Origin of the sequence: Actinopolymorpha singaporensis, assembly GCF_900104745.1 — a bacterium.
GTDB lineage: Bacteria > Actinomycetota > Actinomycetes > Propionibacteriales > Actinopolymorphaceae > Actinopolymorpha > Actinopolymorpha singaporensis.
In genome coordinates, this window is sequence record NZ_LT629732.1 from 5980434 (window position 1) to 5997450 (window position 17017).

Consider the following 17017-nt stretch of genomic DNA (forward strand, 5'->3'; position numbering starts at 1 on the left):
GTCGGGCGGCGCCGGCATCAGCCGGCGGGCAGAGCGGCGAGCTGTGCTTCCAGCCGGGCGATGTCGGCCTCGGCCGTGGCGTACTGGCGGTTCACCTTGTCAACCACAGGTTGCGGCGCCTTGGCGAGGAACTCGGCGTTGCCGAGCTTGCGCTGTGCCTGGTCGCGATCCTTGCGGGCGTTGCCGAGGTCCTTCTCCAGCCGCCGCCGCTCGGCCGCCACGTCGATCGTGCCGGCGGTGTCGAGTTCGACGCGGACGTCGCCCACCGGCAGGGACGCCGACGCGGCGAAGTCCGGGCCCGCCTCGTCCAGCCGCAGCAGCGTGCGGATCGCCGGCTCGTGTGCGGCGAGGACGCCCGTCTCGATGCCGACCAGACGGGCCGGCACCCGCTGCCCGGGACGCAGGCCCTGGTCGGAACGGAACCGCCGGACCTCGGTCACCAGCCGTTGCAGGGCAGCGATCTCGGCCTCCGCGGCCGGGTCGGCGTACGCCTTCTCCGGCGCCGGCCACGCGGCCACCACCAGCGACCGCTCGGCCTCGGCCTCGCCGTCAACACCACCTTGCGTCAGCGCGAGCCACAGCTCCTCGGTGACGAACGGCATCACCGGGTGCAGCAGCCGCAGCAGCCGGTCCAGGACGTGCCCGAGCACCGCCCGGGTCGCCTGGGCCGCGTCGCCGCCGGCTGTCAAGGACGTCTTGGCAAGCTCGACGTACCAGTCGCAGAACTCACCCCACGCGAACGCCTGGATCGCCTCGCACGCCTTGGCGAACTCGTAGCCGTCGTAGGACGCGTCGACCTCGGCGATCAGCGTGTGCAGGCGGGACAGGATCCACCGGTCGGCGCTGGACAACCGCTCCGCCGGCGGTACGGGCAGCGCGGCGGACGCGCCGTTCATCAGCGCGAAGCGGGAGGCGTTCCACAGCTTGGTGGCGAAGTTGCGCGAGCCCTGCGCCCACTCCTCGGTGATGGGTACGTCGGAGCCGGGGTTGGCGCCGCGGGCCAGGGTGAACCGGGTGGCGTCGGCGCCGTACCGGTCGATCCAGTCCAGCGGGTCGACGACGTTGCCGAACGACTTCGACATCTTCTTGCCGTGCGCGTCGCGGACCATGCCGTGCAGGACGATCTCGCGGAAGGGCACGCTGTCGGCGGGGCCGCGGTCCTTCATGGCGTACAGCCCGAACATCGCCATTCGCACGACCCAGAAGAACAGGATGTCGTAGCCGGTGACGAGCACGCTGGTCGGGTAGTAGCGCGCGAGGTCGGGTGTCTGCGCGGGCCAGCCGAGGGTGGAGATCGGCCACAGGCCGGAGGAGAACCACGTGTCCAGCACGTCGCCGTCCTGCGTCCAGCCCGGGCCGCTCGGCGGCTCCTCGTCCGGCCCGACGCACACCACCTCGCCGTTCGGGCCGTAGTAGACCGGGATGCGGTGGCCCCACCACAGCTGGCGCGAGATGCACCAGTCGTGCATGTTGTCGACCCAGGAGAAGTAGCGCTTGGCGAGTTCGGGCGGGTGGATCGTGACTCGACCGGACCGCACGGCCTCGCTGGCGGCGCTGGCGAGCGGTTCCACCTTCACGAACCACTGCAGGGAAACCCGTGGCTCGACCACGGTGTCGCAGCGCTGGCAGTGGCCGACGGCGTGGCGGTACGGCCGGACCTCGCGTTCGATCCGCCCGTCGGCCCGCAGCGCCGCGACCACGGCGGGCCGCGCCTCGAACCGGTCCAGCCCCTGGAACGGCCCGTGCGCGGTGATCACGCCGTGCTCGTCCATGATCATCAGGCTGGGCAGGTCGTGCCGGCGGCCGATCTCGAAGTCGTTGGGGTCGTGCGCGGGCGTGACCTTCACCGCGCCGGTCCCGAACGCCGGGTCGACGTGCTCGTCGGCGACGACCGGGATGCGGCGGCCGGTCAGCGGGAGCTCGACCTTCGTGCCGACCAGGTGGGTGTAGCGCTCGTCGTCGGGATGCACCGCGACGGCGGTGTCGCCGAGCATCGTCTCCGCGCGGGTGGTGGCGACCACGAGGGAGTTGTCACCGTCGCCGTAGCGAATGGAGACCAGCTCGCCGTCGTCGTCCGCGTGCTCCACCTCGATGTCGGACAGCGCGGTCAGACAGCGCGGGCACCAGTTGATGATCCGCTCGGCACGATAGATCAGCCCGTCGTCGTACAACTGCTTGAACATGGTGCCGACGGCCCGCGACAGTCCCTCGTCCATGGTGAACCGCTCGCGGGTCCAGTCGACCGAGTCGCCGAGCCGGCGCATCTGGCCGAGAATCTTGCCCCCGGACTCGGCCTTCCACCGCCACACCCGCTCCACGAACGCCTCCCGGCCGAGGTCGTGGCGGGACAGGCCTTCCTTCGCGAGCTCGCGTTCGACGACGTTCTGGGTGGCGATGCCGGCGTGGTCCATGCCGGGCAGCCACAGGGCGTCGAAACCCTGCATGCGGCGACGGCGGACCAGGACGTCCTGGATGGTGTGGTCGAGCGCGTGACCCACGTGCAGGGAGCCGGTGACGTTCGGCGGAGGGATGACGATGGAGTACGGCGTGGCGTCGGGCTTGCCGCTCGGAGTGAAGTAGCCCCGCTCGACCCACCGCTCGTAGAGCGTGCCCTCCACGTCGGCCGGGACGAACGTCTGCGGAAGCTCGGGCGCGGACTCGGGCCGCTGCGGCGCACTCATGCGGTGAAGTTTAGGGACCGGCCCCCGGCGCCCGACCACGCGGGAACAGCTACCCGCAAAGGTGTCGGTTTCGCACGAAATGGTCTGGCGAGGTGCGGCGCGGCCGGGCACACTGCCCGGGTGCATCCCGCGAATTCCGACCGAACCGGCTCCGGCCGCCCCGCCCACACGCTGCGCGCCGCCACCGCCGAGGACGCCGGCTTCATCGCCGAGATGACCCTCGAGGCGTTCAACTGGTCACCGGACCGGCCGGCGTTCACCCTAGAGCAGTTCTGGGCGGATCCGGCGCTGCGGAAGTACGTCGAGGGCTGGCCGGCACCTGGTGAGCAGGGCGTGGTCGCGGTCGCCGGGGACGAGCCCGGGGACGAGCCCGGGGACGATGCCGGGCTCGACGGCTCGCCGGGCCGTCCGGTCGGCGCGGCCTGGTGGCGCTGCTTTCCCGCCGACAGGCCCGGATACGGCTTCGTCGCGGAGGACGTGCCTGAGGTGAGCATCGCGGTGGCGCCGGACTGGCGCGGACGCGGGCTCGGCCGAGCGCTGATCCGGGGGATCGTCGACCAGGCACGGGCGGCAGGAGTGCCCCGGCTCAGTCTGAGCGTCGAACGCGCCAACCACGCGGCCCGGCTCTACGCCGCCGAGGGGTTCGAGATCGTGGGCGGCGACGAGAACGCCGACACCATGGTCCGGAAGGTCTGAGGCCGCAAGCGCCTCGGAGTGGGGATCAGGCCGGATCGGCGGCTGTCCTGCCGGTGTGCCGGAGCCAGGCCAGCCCGAGGATCGGCAGCACCAGCGGAACGAACAGATAGCCCCGCCCGAACACCGACCACACCGTGGCGTCCGGGAAGGCCACCGGGTCGAACAGGCTGAGGAACCCGACCGCCAGCACCCCGGCGAGTTCGACGCCGCACGCGCACCAGGCCACCCTGCGGGCGGTCGGGCCGCCCCGGGCGAGCGCCACGGTGGCCACGACGTACACCACGGCCGAGAACGCCGAGAGGACGTACGCCAGCGGGGCCTCGGCGAACTTCGTGAGGATCTGCACCGTCGCCCGCGACGTGGCCGCCACGGCGAACACTGCGTACACCGCGACCAGGACCCGGCCCGGGCCGGACCGGGTGCTCGCCGGCTCGTGCGGCAACGACCGCTCCTCCGGCGCCGACCGCTCGTCAGGCACCGGTCCACACCTGCTGCATCCGCAGGACCAGGACGACGACCACCAGGCCGCCCACGCCGAGCACGAGGCTGCTCCAGCGGTTGCGTTCGGCGGCCGCCCACAGCACGGCGACCGGCATCACCAGCACCGACACCACCATGTACGCCAGGAACGTCGCGAACTCCGCCGGCCGATCTCCCCGCACGAGCTGGACGATCACGCCCACCAGCTGGACCAGGGCCAGGAGCTCGACCAGCGCGGCTCCGCCGACCTGCAAGGTGCCCGGCAGGCGGTTGAGCGCCGCGCTCCCCAGCGCCAGCACGGCGAACGCCAGTGCCACGACCATCACCGCGACCGCCAGGGGGCCGATCACCGCTGCTCCTCCGTCTGGTCGATCGCCGTTGCCCGGCCCGCCGTCAAACGCCCCGAGCAGGCCCGCCGGCCAGTCTACGAACACAGCGGGACTGTCCTACGCCCGGTAGTACAAATGCCGCGCGCGGAGTAGGCGCCGTCGCGTACTATCGGCGGCGATGGCTACGAACGGTCCGTTGTTTCCCCGCGCCCGCTGCCGCACCCACGGCGCCCGGGCGCGAGTAACCATGCGCCGCCAGGGCGCGTAGCAACACTCCTCTCGCGCATCCCTCGCGGCGCGCCTTCGCCGACCGCACTCGCATCCGGCGTACGCCACCATCCCCATGAGCGGCGCCGCGACCCCAAGGTGAGCCATCGTGACTACCGACGCGACGACCACATCCACCCGCGCCACCACCGCGCCCGAAGCCATCTCCTCCACCACCTCCGCCGGCTCCGCGACCGGATCGACGTCCGCCATCCCGGACAAACCGACCCTGGACGGCCTGCACCAGACCTGGGCGCGGCGCTGGCGGGAGCAGGGCACCTACCGCTTCGACCGCACCGCCGAGCGGTCCGCGATCTACGCGATCGACACTCCCCCACCCACCGTGTCCGGCAGCCTGCACGTCGGGCACGTGTTCTCCTACACCCACACCGACCTCATCGCCCGCTTCCAGCGCATGCGCGGCAAGGAGGTCTTCTACCCGATGGGGTGGGACGACAACGGCCTGCCCACCGAGCGCCGGGTGCAGAACTACTTCGGCGTCCGCTGTGATCCCTCCCTGCCCTACGACCCCGACTTCACCCCGCCGGCCAAGCCCGACCCGAAGCGGCAGGTGCCGGTGAGCCGGCCGAACTTCGTGGACTTGTGCGAGCAACTCGTCGAACAGGACGAGGAGGCGTTCGCCAAGCTCTGGCGCAACCTCGGCTTGTCAGTGGACTGGGAGCAGTCCTACACCACGATCGGGCCGGTGGCCCGGACCGCCTCCCAGCGGGCGTTCCTGCGCAACTACGCGCGCGGTGAGGCGTACCTCCAGGAAGCGCCGACCCTGTGGGACGTGACGTTCCAGACCGCGGTCGCGCAGGCCGAACTCGAGTCCCGGGAGTACCCCGGCCACTACCACCGGATCGCGTTCCACGGCCCGAACGGACCGGTGTACGTCGAGACCACCCGGCCAGAACTCCTGCCAGCCGCGGTCGCTCTGGTGGCGCACCCCGACGACGAGCGGTACGCCCCGCTGTTCGGCACCACGGTCACCTCGCCGGTGTTCGGGGTGCAGATCCCTGTGCTGGCACACGAGGCCGCCGAGCCGGACAAGGGGGCCGGGATCGCGATGTGCTGCACGTTCGGTGACCTGACCGACGTCACGTGGTGGCGCGAACTGCGGCTGCCGGTGCGTACGGTCATCGGCCGCGACGGCCGGCTGCTGCGGGAGACGCCGGAATGGCTCGCGCACGAGCCCGCCGCCTCCGCGTACGCCCAGCTCGCCGGGAAGACCACCCACAGCGCCCGCCAGGCGACGGTGGCCCTGCTGCGCGAGTCCGGCGACCTCGACGGCGAGCCCACGCCCACCACGCGGATGACGAACTTCTACGAGAAGGGCGACAAGCCGCTGGAGATCGTCTCCACCCGGCAGTGGTACATCCGCAACGGCGGCCGGGACGACGACCTGCGGGCCGAGCTGCTGGAGGACGGCGCGCGGATCACCTGGGTGCCCCCGCACATGCGGCACCGGTACGACAACTGGGTCGGCGGCCTGAACGGCGACTGGCTGATCTCCCGGCAGCGGTTCTTCGGCGTGCCGTTCCCGGTGTGGTACCCGCTCGACGGCGACGGCGAGCCGGACTTCGACCACCCGCTGCTCCCCGGCGAGGCCGAGCTCCCGGTCGACCCGTCCGCACAGGCGCCACGGGGATACGACGAGTCGCTGCGGGGCCGGCCGAACGGCTTCACCGGCGACCCGGACGTGATGGACACCTGGGCCACCTCGTCGCTGTCCCCCCAGATCGCGGGCGGCTGGGAGCGCGACCCGGACCTGTTCGCCCGGGTCTTCCCGATGGACCTGTGCACCCACGCGCACGACATCATCCGCACCTGGCTGTTCTCCCGGATGGTGCGCGCCCACCACGAGCACCAGACCGTGCCGTGGACGCACGCGCTGATCTCCGGCTTCATCGTCGACCCCGACCGGAAGAAGATGAGCAAGTCCAAGGGGAACGCGGTGGTGCCCGAGCAGATCATCGACACCTTCGGCGCGGACGCGGTGCGCTGGCGCGCGGCGATGGCCCGGCCGGGGCTGGACTCGCCGTTCGACGAGACGCAGATGAAGGTCGGCCGCAGGCTGGCGATCAAGATCCTGAACGCCAGCAAGTTCGTGCTCGGGCTGGGCGCGACCGGCGCGACGGGTGCGACCGGGCCGGCCGAGGCGGGTGCGGTGACGCAGCCGCTCGACCAGGCGATGCTGGCAGCGCTCGCCGAGGTGGTGGAGCGGGCCACGAGGGCGTTCGAGGCGTACGACTACACCACCGCCCTGGAGGTCACCGAGCGGTTCTTCTGGACGTTCTGCGACGACTACCTGGAGCTGGTGAAGGACCGCGCCTACCGCGGCGACCCGTCCGTCAAGGCGGCCTTGGCACTGGCCCTGTCGGTGCAGCTGCGGCTGTTCGCGCCGATCATGCCGTTCGTCACCGAGGAGGTGTGGTCGTGGTGGCGGGACGGCTCGATCCACCGCCAGCCCTGGCCGCGCGCCGGGGAGCTCCCGGCAGGCGGCACGGACGCGCGGCTGCTGGCGCTGGTGGGTTCGGCGCTGTCGGCAGTGCGTGGGGAGAAGTCGGCCCGCAAGCTGTCCATGCGTACGGAGATCGACCACGTGGAGGTGGCCGGCCCTGCTGCCGATCTCGACCTGCTCTCCACGGCCCGCGACGACCTCGCCGCCGCCGGCCGGATCCGCACCCTCGACGTGCGGCCCGACCCCGCCGCGGACAGCCTGTCGGTGACCGTGGGCATCGGCCGGTCCGGTGAGCGGGACGGGAAGAACAGCGGCGAGGTCAGTGGCTGAACGTCAGTCGCTGACCAGGATCGACCAGCCGTGGGCGGGGACCGTCGTGATCGGCGTGTTCTCGCCCCGGCCGGTCGCCGGGTCCGAACGCGAGTCGAGGTCTTCCACCATGCCCTGCCCGGTCTCGGCGTGGTGGAAGCCGCCGGCGTCGATCGGGAAGTCGTACTCCTCGTCGTCGAGATTCAGCAGGAGCAGGGTTTCCGGGCCCGCCGCCCCGTCGGCGCCACCACCGGCCGGACTCGACCGCAGCGCCAATCCGCGGTTGACGACGTGTTCGGTGGCGGTGCGGGCGTGTGTCAACCACGGGTTGGCGCGCCGGAAGGCGAGCAGCCGCTGGTGCAGGCGGTACAACGGCCAGCCGGAGGGCGCGAGGTCCGCCGGAGTCGCCGGGAACGCTGGCCGGATCGCGTCGTCGCCGCCCTCGCGTTCCTCCTTGGTGCCGCAGAACGCCTGCTCGTCGCCGGCGTAGATGCTCGGCACCCCCGCCACGCACATCAGCACGGCCAGCGCGTGCCCGAGGTGGCGCTGGTCGTCCAGCCGGGTGGCGAGCCGGGTGACGTCGTGGTTGCCGGTGAAGGTCTGCGGCAGCTCGGCGGCGGCGAACTCACCGTGCCGGCGCAGCGCCCATTCCAGCTCGAACAGGTTGCGGTCGTTCAGGCTGCTCCAGATCGCCTTCCACAGTTCGTACTGGGTGACCGAGTCGACCGTGCTCTCCCGGGCGAACTCCGCGTAGTCGCCGTGGATCACCTCGGCCAGGAACCACGCGTCCGGATGGGCCGCGCGGGCAGGCGCCAGGACCGTACGCCAGAACGCGGGCGGCACGGCGTAGGCAGCGTCCAGCCGCCAGCCGGAGATCCCCCGGTCCAGCCAGTACGTCAGCACCCGGGTCACGTGATCGGCGACCGCGGGCTCGGAGTGGTCGAGAGCGACCAGCTGGTGGTGGCCCTCGAAGGTCGCGTAGTCGTCCGGCCCGTCGCCGGTACGCCGGAACCACCGGCCGGCCGGTGAGTCCGGGCCGAAGCGAAGCGCCTCGGCGAACACCGGGAACGACCGGCCGACGTGGTTGAACACTCCGTCCAGGACCACACGCAACCCGCGCGCCCGAGCGGCGGCCACCAACCGGTCGAAGTCGGCCTCGTCGCCCAGCCGGGGGTCGATCCGGAAGTGGTCCTCGGTGTCGTACCCGTGCGTGCCGGAGGCGAAGACCGGGCCGAGCAGCAGACCCGAGCAACCCAGGTCGGCGGCGTAGTCCAGCCACGCCTCCAGCCGGTCCAGCCTGTGCCGCACCGGCTGAACCGGCTGAACCGGCCGGCCGTCACCGACACCGTCACCGACACCGTCACCGACAGCGTCGATGGAGGAGGGTTCGGCGCCGACGAAGCCCAGCGGGTAGACGTGCCACAGCACCGCGTCGTCGAGCCAGGTCGGCACCGCTCCCCCGTTCGTACCGGTGTGGTCGGCCGCGCCGGTCGTGATCAGTCCGAGGCGGCCGGAATCAGGCCGAGGTCAGCGCAGGTTGCCGTTGACCATCGGCGACGCCTCCGGCGGCCAGGCCACCAGCCCGAGCTCGGCCGGGGAGCTGAGGTCGGGGTGCATCGGCAGGATCCGGACGGTGTAGCCCACCGGGCCGGTCCGGTCGAACCGCACCTGTCCCTCGTACCGGTAACGGCCCGCCTCGTAGTCCTCGGCCCGCTCCAGCGACACCACGCTCGGGCTCTGCAGCCGGTCGGCCTCGTCGACCCGCCCGTGCAGGACCTGGATGTCCACGTCGTCGGGCGAGAGCCCGCCCAGGCTGACGAACACCCGCAGCTGCGCGGACCCGCCGACCTCGGCGCCCTCGCCGGTGCCGACCGACTCCACATGGTCGACGTGCACGCCGCCCCAGCCCTCCCGGACCCGCCGCTTCCACGCGGCGAGCTGCCGAGCGCCCTCGAACGAGGAGTTCATCGCCCGCGAGCTCAGGGCCGCCGGGCCGTAGAGCTTGGTCACGTAGTCGTCGAACATCCGGGTGGCCAGCACCTTCGGCCCGAGCGACTTCAGCGTGTGCCGGACCATCTCCAGCCACCGGCGCGGCAGCCCGTGCTCGTCCCGGTCGTAGAACCGCGCCGCCACCTGGTGCTCGAGCAGGTCGTACAGCGCGTGCGCCTCGAGGTCGTCGCGCCGGTCGGGGTCGTTCACCCCGTCGGCGGACGGGATCGCCCAGCCGTTCTGGCCGTCGTACCACTCGTCCCACCAGCCGTCGCGGATGGAGACGTTGAGCCCGCCGTTCAGGGCCGCCTTCATCCCGGACGTGCCGCACGCTTCGTACGGCCGCAGCGGGTTGTTGAGCCACACGTCGCAGCCGGTGACCAGCGGGTGGGCCAGGCCCATGTCGTAGTCGGGCAGGAAGACGATCCGGTGCCTGACCTCGGGGTCGTCGGCGAACCAGACGATCTCCTGGATCAGCCGCTTGCCGCCGTCGTCGGCCGGGTGCGACTTGCCCGCGATGACCAGCTGGATCGGCCGCTCCGGGTCGAGCAGCATCCGCTTGAGCCGCTCCCGGTCCGACAGCATGAGGGTGAGCCGCTTGTACGACGGCACCCGGCGGGCGAACCCGATGGTGAGCACGTCCGGGTCGAGCGCGCTGTCCACCCAGCCCAGCTCGGCCTCGGAGGCACCGCGGGCCAGCCAGGAGTCCCGCAGCCGGGTGCGGGCGTAGTCGACCAGGCGGGCGCGCATGGCGGCCTTGGTCTTCCAGATCGCCGACTCCGGAACCTGGTCGACGCCCGCCCAGTCCTCCGCGCCGTCACGGGCGGTGGCGTCCACCTCCGGGCGTGACACCAGCTCGGCCATCTCCCGGGCGACCCACGTCCCCGTGTGCACGCCGTTGGTGATGGAGGTGATCGGCACCTCGGTCTCGTCGAAGCCCGGCCACAGGCCGGCGAACATCCCGCGGCTCACCACGCCGTGCAGCGCGCTCACGCCGTTGGCCCGCTGACCGAGCCGGAAGCCCATCACGGCCATGTTGAACAGGCCGGGGTCGCCGCCCTCGTAGTCCTCGGCGCCGAGCGCGAGGATGCGGTCCACCGGGACGCCGACCGCCTCGTTGTCGCCGCCGAAGTGCTGCTCCACCAGATCCCGGGCGAACCGGTCGATTCCGGCGGGCACCGGGGTGTGGGTGGTGAACACGGTGCCGGCCCGGGTGACCTCCAGCGCGGCGTCGAAGTCCAGCCCGCGGTCCTCGACGTACTCCCGGATGCGTTCCAGCCCGAGGAAGCCGGCGTGGCCCTCGTTGGTGTGGAAGACCTCGGGGGCGGTGGCTCCGGTGATCCGGCAGTAGGCGCGCAGCGCACGCACGCCGCCGACGCCGAGCAGCATCTCCTGCAGCAGCCGGTGCTCGGTGCCGCCGCCGTAGAGGCGGTCGGTGACGTCGCGCTCGGCGGGCTCGTTGTCCTCGATGCCGGAGTCGAGCAGCAGCAGCGGGACCCGGCCGACGTGCGCGACCCAGACCTGGGCGGCCAGGCGGCGGCCACCGGGAAGGCCCACGAAGACCCGGGCGGCGGTGCCGTCGGCCTCGCGCAGCAGGCTGAGCGGCATCGCCTGGGGGTCGACGATCGGGTAGCGCTCCTGCTGCCAGCCGTCACCCGACAGTGACTGCTTGAAGTAGCCGTGGCGGTAGAGGAGGCCCACGCCGATCAGCGGGGCGCCGAGGTCGCTGGCCGCCTTCAGGTGGTCGCCGGCGAGGATGCCGAGGCCACCGGAGTACTGCGGAAGGACGGCGGTCAGCCCGAACTCCGGCGAGAAGTAGGCGATCTGGCGGGGTACGTCCGACCCCAGCGACTGGTACCACCGGTCCTGGTGCACGTAGGCGTCCAGGTCCGCGGCGACCGAGCGCAGGTCGGACAGGAACGTCTCGTCCGAGCCGAGCTCGGCGAGCCGGTCGGTCGCGACCTCGCTGAGGAGCCGCATCGGGTCGTGCCCGGTCGACGCCCACAACCTGGGGTCGACAGCGGCGAACAGGTCCTGGGTCGGCGGGTGCCAGGACCAGCGGAGGTTCATGGCGAGGTCGCCGAGCGGCGCGAGCGGCTCGGGCAGGACCGGTCGGACTGTGAATCGACGGATGGCACGCACGAGGGCAGAGGCTAACCCAGCGAAGGGTCCGACACGCCGTCGGCATGCCTTCCTGTTGCAGGAAGAGCAAGGTTTTGCAACGTTCCAGGGGGAACCACTCCGTTATGAGCACCCCCGGATCGCATGCCCCCAGGGGCGGGACCGACCGCCCGGAAGATCGACGAGGTGGACGCCCGGCCACAAACCCTGATACTGGGGTAGGTAGGTTCACCGCTGTGCCTGCGCGCCGACAGAAAACCCGCCGACTCCCCACTCGGAATCCGATGCCTGCCAAGAACGAGCAGCCCAGGACCACGACCGAGACCGCCACGACCGCGAGTCAGGTGACCGCGTCCACCGATGGCGGCGCCTCCGGCACCCCGGCCACCTCGTCCCCCCGGACCGCCGCACCGAACGACCCGCACGGGCTCTTCGACACGGTCGTCGGCCGGATCCCGATCATCAACGTCTCTCCCGACGTACGCGCCGGTGGGCGGCTGCCCGCCAAGGCCGTCGTCGGCGAGCCGCTCACGGTCGAGGCGACGGTCTTCCGCGAGGGCCACGACGCCCTCGGGGCCAACGTCGTGACCCGCGGCCCCGGCGGCCGCACGCTCGGCTGGGTGCCGATGCGGTGCGACGAGCCGGGAACCGACCGATGGTCGGCGCAGATCCGGCCCGACGCCGAGGGCGACTGGACGTACTCCGTGGAGGCGTGGAGCCACCCGGTGCAGACCTGGCGGCACGCCGCCGAGGTCAAGATCGCCGCCGGCGTCGACGTCGAACTCATGCTGGCCGAGGGCGCGCTCGTGCTGGAACGCGCCGCCGCCAACCTGCCGGCCGAGCAGACCCACGGCCGGGAGGTGCTCCAGGACGCCGTTCGGGCGCTGCGCGACGAGTCGCGCCCGGCCCAGGCCCGCCTCTACGCCGCCACCGCGCCGGACGTCGAGGAGGTCCTCGCCGCCCACCCGCTGCGCGACATGGTGACGGCCTCGGAGGAGTTCCCGCTGCGGGTGGATCGCGAACGCGCGCTCTACGGCAGCTGGTACGAGTTCTTCCCACGGTCCGAGGGTGCCTACTACGACGAGCACCAGGGCCGCTGGGTGTCCGGCACGTTCAAGGCCGCCGCCGACCGGCTGCCCGCGATCGCCGAGCTCGGCTTCGACGTCGTCTACCTCCCGCCGATCCACCCGATCGGGCGGGTCAACCGCAAGGGCCCGAACAACACCCTCGACCCCGCGCCCGGCGACCCCGGGTCCCCGTGGGCAATCGGCAGTGACGAGGGCGGACACGACGCCGTGCACCCCGACCTCGGCACGCTGGAGGATTTCGACGAGTTCGTGGCCCGGGCCAACGAGCTGGGCCTGGAGATCGCCCTCGACCTCGCGCTGCAGGCGGCGCCGGACCACCCCTGGGTCAAGGAGCACCCGGAGTGGTTCACCACGCTGTCCGACGGAACGATCGCCTACGCCGAGAACCCGCCGAAGAAGTACCAGGACATCTACCCGATCAACTTCGACAACGACCCCGCCGGGATCTACGCCGAGGTGCTCCGCGTCGTCCGGCACTGGATGAGCCACGGCGTCCGGATCTTCCGGGTGGACAACCCGCACACCAAGCCGGTGCGATTCTGGGAGTGGCTGCTCGCCGAGGTCCGGCGTACCGACCCCGACGTGCTCTTCCTGTCCGAGGCGTTCACCCGGCCGCCGATGCTGCAGACCCTGGCCAAGATCGGGTTCCACCAGTCGTACACCTACTTCACCTGGCGCAACACCAAGGAAGAGCTGGAGTCCTACTTCACCGAGCTCAGCCATGAGTCGTCGGACTTCCTGCGGCCGAACTTCTTCGTCAACACCCAGGACATCCTCACCGCCTTCCTCCAGACCGGCGGGCTGCCGGCGTTCCGGATCCGCGCGGCGCTGGCCGCCACCGGCTCACCGACCTGGGGCGTGTACTCCGGGTTCGAGCTGGGTGAGCACGTCGCGCTGCGCCCGGGCAGCGAGGAGTACCTCAACTCCGAGAAGTACCAGTACCGCCCCCGCGACTGGGCGGCGTACGAGCCGGGTGCGGGGCGCGCGGGTGAGTCGATCGCGCCGTACCTCCGGCAGCTGAACGAGATCCGGCGCCGCCACCCTGCCCTGCAGCGGCTGCGCAACCTCGCGTTGCACCACGTTCCCGAGCCCAACCTGCTGGTCTTCTCCAAGCGGGACGTACTCCCCGACGGACGCGACGACACGGTGATCGTGGTGATCAACGTCGATCCGTACGCACCGCACGAGTCCGTGGTCACCCTCGACATGCCGGCGCTCGGCCTGGCGTGGCACGACTCGTTCGTCGTCCAGGACGAGTTCACCGGGGACAGTTGGCGATGGGGCCAACACAACTACGTCCGGCTCGACCCGGCCTACCACCCTGCCCACATCCTCACGCTTCACCGGGGTTCCGCATGACCCAAACCCAGCTACTGAACGAGGGCGGCCTCAGCTCCGAGCCGGAGTGGTACAAGCGCGCCGTCTTCTACGAAGTCCTCGTCCGGTCCTTCCACGACTCCTCCGGCGACGGCGTGGGAGACCTCAAGGGCCTCAAGGAGAAGCTCGACTACCTCGAGTGGCTCGGCATCGACGCGCTGTGGCTGCCGCCGTTCTACGTCTCGCCGCTGCGCGACGGCGGGTACGACGTGGCCGACTACACCGCGATCTCCCCCGACGTGGGGGCGCACGAGGACTTCGTCGAGTTCATCGAGGCGGCACACCAGCGCGGGATCCGGGTGATCGTCGACTTCGTGATGAACCACACCTCGGACCAGCACCCGTGGTTCCAGGCGTCCCGGTCGGACCCGGACGGTCCCTACGGCGACTTCTACGTCTGGGCGGACACCGACGAGGGCTACTCCGACGCGCGGATCATCTTCGTCGACACCGAGACCAGCAACTGGACGTTCGACCCGGTGCGCAAGCAGTACTTCTGGCACCGGTTCTTCTCCCACCAGCCCGACCTGAACTTCGACAACCCCGCCGTCCAGGAAGCGATCATCGACGCGCTGCGCTTCTGGCTGGACCTCGGCATCGACGGGTTCCGGCTGGACGCGGTGCCCTACCTCTTCGAGGAGGAGGGCACCAACTGCGAGAACCTCCCCCGCACCCACGAGTTCCTCAAGCGCATCCGCAAGGAGGTCGACGCCGACTACCCCGACCGGGTGCTGCTGTGCGAGGCCAACCAGTGGCCTGCGGACGTGGTGGAGTACTTCGGGGACCTCGGCAGCGGCGGGGACGAGTGCCACATGGCGTTCCACTTCCCGGTGATGCCGCGCATCTTCATGGCGGTGAGGCGGGAGTCGCGCTACCCGATCTCGGAGATCATGGCGCAGACGCCGAAGATTCCCGACGGGTGCCAGTGGGGCATCTTCCTGCGCAACCACGACGAGTTGACGCTGGAGATGGTCACCGACGAGGACCGCGACTACATGTGGGGCGAGTACGCCAAGGACCCCCGCATGAAGGCCAACATCGGGATCCGCCGGCGCCTCGCACCGCTGCTGGAGAACGACACCAACCAGATGGAGCTGTTCACCGCGCTCCTGTTGTCCCTGCCTGGTTCGCCGATCATCTACTACGGCGACGAGATCGGCATGGGCGACAACATCTGGCTCGGTGACCGCGACGGCGTACGCACCCCGATGCAGTGGACGCCGGACCGCAACGCCGGCTTCTCCAACTGCGATCCGGGCCGGCTGGCGCTGCCGGTGATCATGGACTCGATCTACGGGTTCCAGGCGGTCAACGTCGAGTCCCAGCTGTCCAACGCCTCGTCCCTGCTGCACTGGGTGCGCAGGATGATCCACGTCCGCAAGCAGAACCCCGCGTTCGGCTCGGGCAGCTTCACCGACCTCGGCGGCAGCAACCCCAGCGTGCTGTCGTTCGTCCGCGAGTTCGGCGACGACGTCGTACTCTGCGTCAACAACCTGTCCCGGTTCCCCCAGCCGGTCGAGCTCGACCTGCGCCGGTGGGAGGGTGCCGAGCCGATCGAGCTGCTCGGAGGGGTGCGGTTCCCGAAGATCGGGGAGCTGCCGTACCTCCTCACTCTCGGCGGCCACGGGTTCTACTGGTTCCTTCTCCCGCCGCATTCGGGTGGGGAGGAGGCCACGGGGTGAACCCGTCCGGAGCGGCCGGTCCGTCAGCGCGGTCAGCGCGGCACGGGCTCGCGGGGGTGTGCGTTCCACGCGAGCCCGGCCACCTAGCGAACGAAAGGCGATGATGGTGAAAGCCACTCAGACCACCGGACTGCACGACTTCCTGGAACGGCAGCGGTGGTTCGCGGGCAAGGGCAGAGAGTTCACGGTCGAGTCCGTCCACCCGCTGAGTTGGCTGTCCGAGCGCGGCGCCTGGCCCGCGGTTCGGGTGGTGCTGGTGTCCGTGCGGTACGCCGACGCCGACAGCGCCGCCCCCGACGTGTACCAGGTCCCGCTCAGCTACTACCCCGAGCCCGCCGACCACCTCGGCCACGCGGCGGTGTCGGAGTGGACCGAGGAGGAGCTGTCGCCGGACCCGGTCTGGGTGTACGACGCGCCGCACGACAAGGCGGCCATGTCGCTGCTCCTGGGCGGGCTGCTGGGCGAGGTGGCGCGCACCGACCTCGCGTTCCACCGCATCGGCGAGCTCGAGGTGTCCGCCGAAGTACCCTCCCTGGTGCTGACCGGTGAGCAGAGCAACACCTCGCTGGTCTACGGCGAGGACGTCCTCCTCAAGCTCTTCCGCCGCGTGCACCACGGCCGCAACGCCGACATCGAGGTGCACGAAGCGTTCGCCCGCAACAACTGCGACAACGTCGCCCGGCTGTTCGGCTGGCTGGACGCCGAGTGGCCCGACGCCGACGGCAAGAGCGGCCGCGGCGACCTCGGCATGTTCAGCGCCTTCTTCCGTACGGCCACCGACGGCTGGGAACTCGCCATCGCCAGCGTGCGCGACCTCTACGCCGAGGCCGACCTGCACGCCGACGAGGTGGGCGGCGACTTCGCCGGCGAGTCCCACCGCCTGGGCGCCACCGTGGCGCAGGTCCACGCCGACCTGGCCCGCTACCTTCCCACCGGCGAGTGGGGCCGGGAGGAGCTGGCGGGGCTGGCAGCGGCGATGCGCACCCGGCTGGACGAGGCGGTGGAGATCGTGCCCGCGCTGGCGGAGTACGCCGACCGGCTGCGCGGCGCCTACGACGACCTGGCCCGCACCGAGGCGCCGGTGTCCGTCCAGCAGGTCCACGGCGACCTGCACCTCGGCCAGGTGATGCGGACCGTCGCCGGCTGGCGGGTCATCGACTTCGAGGGTGAGCCCAACCGGCCGTGGGAGGAACGCAACGCGCTGGACTCCCCCGTCCGCGACGTCGCCGGCATGCTGCGCTCGTTCGACTACGCCGCGCAGCACCTGCTCGCCGACCACGGCCGGGCCGACGAGCACCAGCTGAGCTACCGTGCGGCTGAGTGGGCCGAGCGCAACCGGTCCGCGTTCTGCGAGGGGTACGGCGAGGTCGCCGGCACCGACCCGCGCGAACTGGCCGTGCTGTTGCGTGCGTACGAAACCGACAAGGCGGTGTACGAGGTCGTCTACGAGACGCGGAGCCGCCCGGACTGGGTGGGGATTCCGCTGACCGCGATTCAGCGTCTCGCGGGCTGAGCAGGCGGGTTCGAGGCGCAG

The 17017-nt window shown here is 71.2% G+C and carries 10 protein-coding genes; 5 read left to right on the forward strand and 5 right to left on the reverse strand.

Features of this window, described 5'->3' with window-relative positions:
* Nucleotides 1–17: 17 nt before the first annotated feature.
* Nucleotides 18–2681 carry a valine--tRNA ligase gene (locus BLU27_RS26810; RefSeq protein ID WP_092656362.1) on the reverse strand — a complete coding sequence of 888 codons (2664 nt, stop codon included), beginning with the start codon at nucleotides 2679–2681 and terminating at the stop codon, nucleotides 18–20.
* Nucleotides 2682–2801: 120 nt separating this feature from the next.
* Between BLU27_RS26810 and BLU27_RS26815 the strand changes: the two genes are divergently transcribed.
* Nucleotides 2802–3377, forward strand: coding sequence for a GNAT family N-acetyltransferase (locus BLU27_RS26815; RefSeq protein WP_241827662.1), 576 nt, complete (start codon nucleotides 2802–2804; stop codon nucleotides 3375–3377).
* A gap of 25 nt (nucleotides 3378–3402) precedes the next feature.
* Here the strand turns inward: BLU27_RS26815 and BLU27_RS26820 are convergent, their stop codons facing one another.
* Together BLU27_RS26820 and BLU27_RS26825 are read right to left on the reverse strand one after the other, a co-directional pair.
* Nucleotides 3403–3855 carry a hypothetical protein gene (locus BLU27_RS26820; RefSeq protein WP_092656364.1) on the reverse strand — a complete coding sequence of 151 codons (453 nt, stop codon included), beginning with the start codon at nucleotides 3853–3855 and terminating at the stop codon, nucleotides 3403–3405.
* Entirely contained in the window at nucleotides 3848–4207 is a 360-nt protein-coding gene (locus BLU27_RS26825; protein WP_092656366.1) for a hypothetical protein, read from the reverse strand. Before BLU27_RS26825 ends, BLU27_RS26820 begins: the two co-directional genes overlap by 8 nt.
* Nucleotides 4208–4616: 409 nt before the next feature.
* Here BLU27_RS26825 and valS point away from each other — a divergent pair, with 409 nt between their 5' ends.
* The gene (valS, locus tag BLU27_RS26830) at nucleotides 4617–7247 is read left to right on the forward strand and encodes a valine--tRNA ligase (protein ID WP_092658361.1); all 2631 of its coding nucleotides are present in this window, start codon (nucleotides 4617–4619) and stop codon (nucleotides 7245–7247) included.
* 3 nt (nucleotides 7248–7250) lie between these two features.
* Here the strand turns inward: valS and BLU27_RS26835 are convergent, their stop codons facing one another.
* Together BLU27_RS26835 and glgP are read right to left on the reverse strand one after the other, a co-directional pair.
* Nucleotides 7251–8678: an alpha-amylase family protein gene (locus BLU27_RS26835; RefSeq protein ID WP_092656368.1), complete on the reverse strand. Its 1428-nt coding sequence runs from the start codon at nucleotides 8676–8678 to the stop codon at nucleotides 7251–7253.
* A gap of 75 nt (nucleotides 8679–8753) precedes the next feature.
* Nucleotides 8754–11357 (reverse strand): alpha-glucan family phosphorylase, encoded by a 2604-nt coding sequence (glgP, locus tag BLU27_RS26840; RefSeq protein ID WP_092656370.1) that lies wholly within the window; start codon nucleotides 11355–11357, stop codon nucleotides 8754–8756.
* 263 nt (nucleotides 11358–11620) lie between these two features.
* On the opposite strand from glgP, the gene BLU27_RS26845 reads away from it, so the two are divergent.
* The 3 genes from BLU27_RS26845 (at nucleotide 11621) to BLU27_RS26855 (ending at nucleotide 16996) form a co-directional block, all read left to right on the forward strand.
* On the forward strand, nucleotides 11621–13783 hold the full coding sequence (locus BLU27_RS26845) for an alpha-1,4-glucan--maltose-1-phosphate maltosyltransferase (RefSeq protein WP_092656372.1): 2163 nt from the start codon (nucleotides 11621–11623) through the stop codon (nucleotides 13781–13783).
* Entirely contained in the window at nucleotides 13780–15483 is a 1704-nt protein-coding gene (gene treS, locus BLU27_RS26850; protein ID WP_092656374.1) for a maltose alpha-D-glucosyltransferase, read from the forward strand. Before BLU27_RS26845 ends, treS begins: the two co-directional genes overlap by 4 nt.
* A 103-nt stretch (nucleotides 15484–15586) precedes the next feature.
* On the forward strand, nucleotides 15587–16996 hold the full coding sequence (locus BLU27_RS26855; RefSeq protein WP_241827663.1) for a maltokinase N-terminal cap-like domain-containing protein: 1410 nt from the start codon (nucleotides 15587–15589) through the stop codon (nucleotides 16994–16996).
* The last annotated feature ends 21 nt before the right edge of the window (nucleotides 16997–17017 follow it).

Bases quoted from the DNA above. Each gene is read 5' to 3' on its own strand.
- BLU27_RS26810 (WP_092656362.1), bottom strand. From the start codon at position 2,681: ATGAGTGCGCCGCAGCGGCCCGAGTCCGCGCCCGAGCTTCCGCAGACG.
- BLU27_RS26845 (WP_092656372.1), top strand. From the start codon at position 11,621: ATGCCTGCCAAGAACGAGCAGCCCAGGACCACGACCGAGACCGCCACG.
- BLU27_RS26855 (WP_241827663.1), top strand. From the start codon at position 15,587: ATGGTGAAAGCCACTCAGACCACCGGACTGCACGACTTCCTGGAACGG.
- treS (WP_092656374.1), top strand. From the start codon at position 13,780: ATGACCCAAACCCAGCTACTGAACGAGGGCGGCCTCAGCTCCGAGCCG.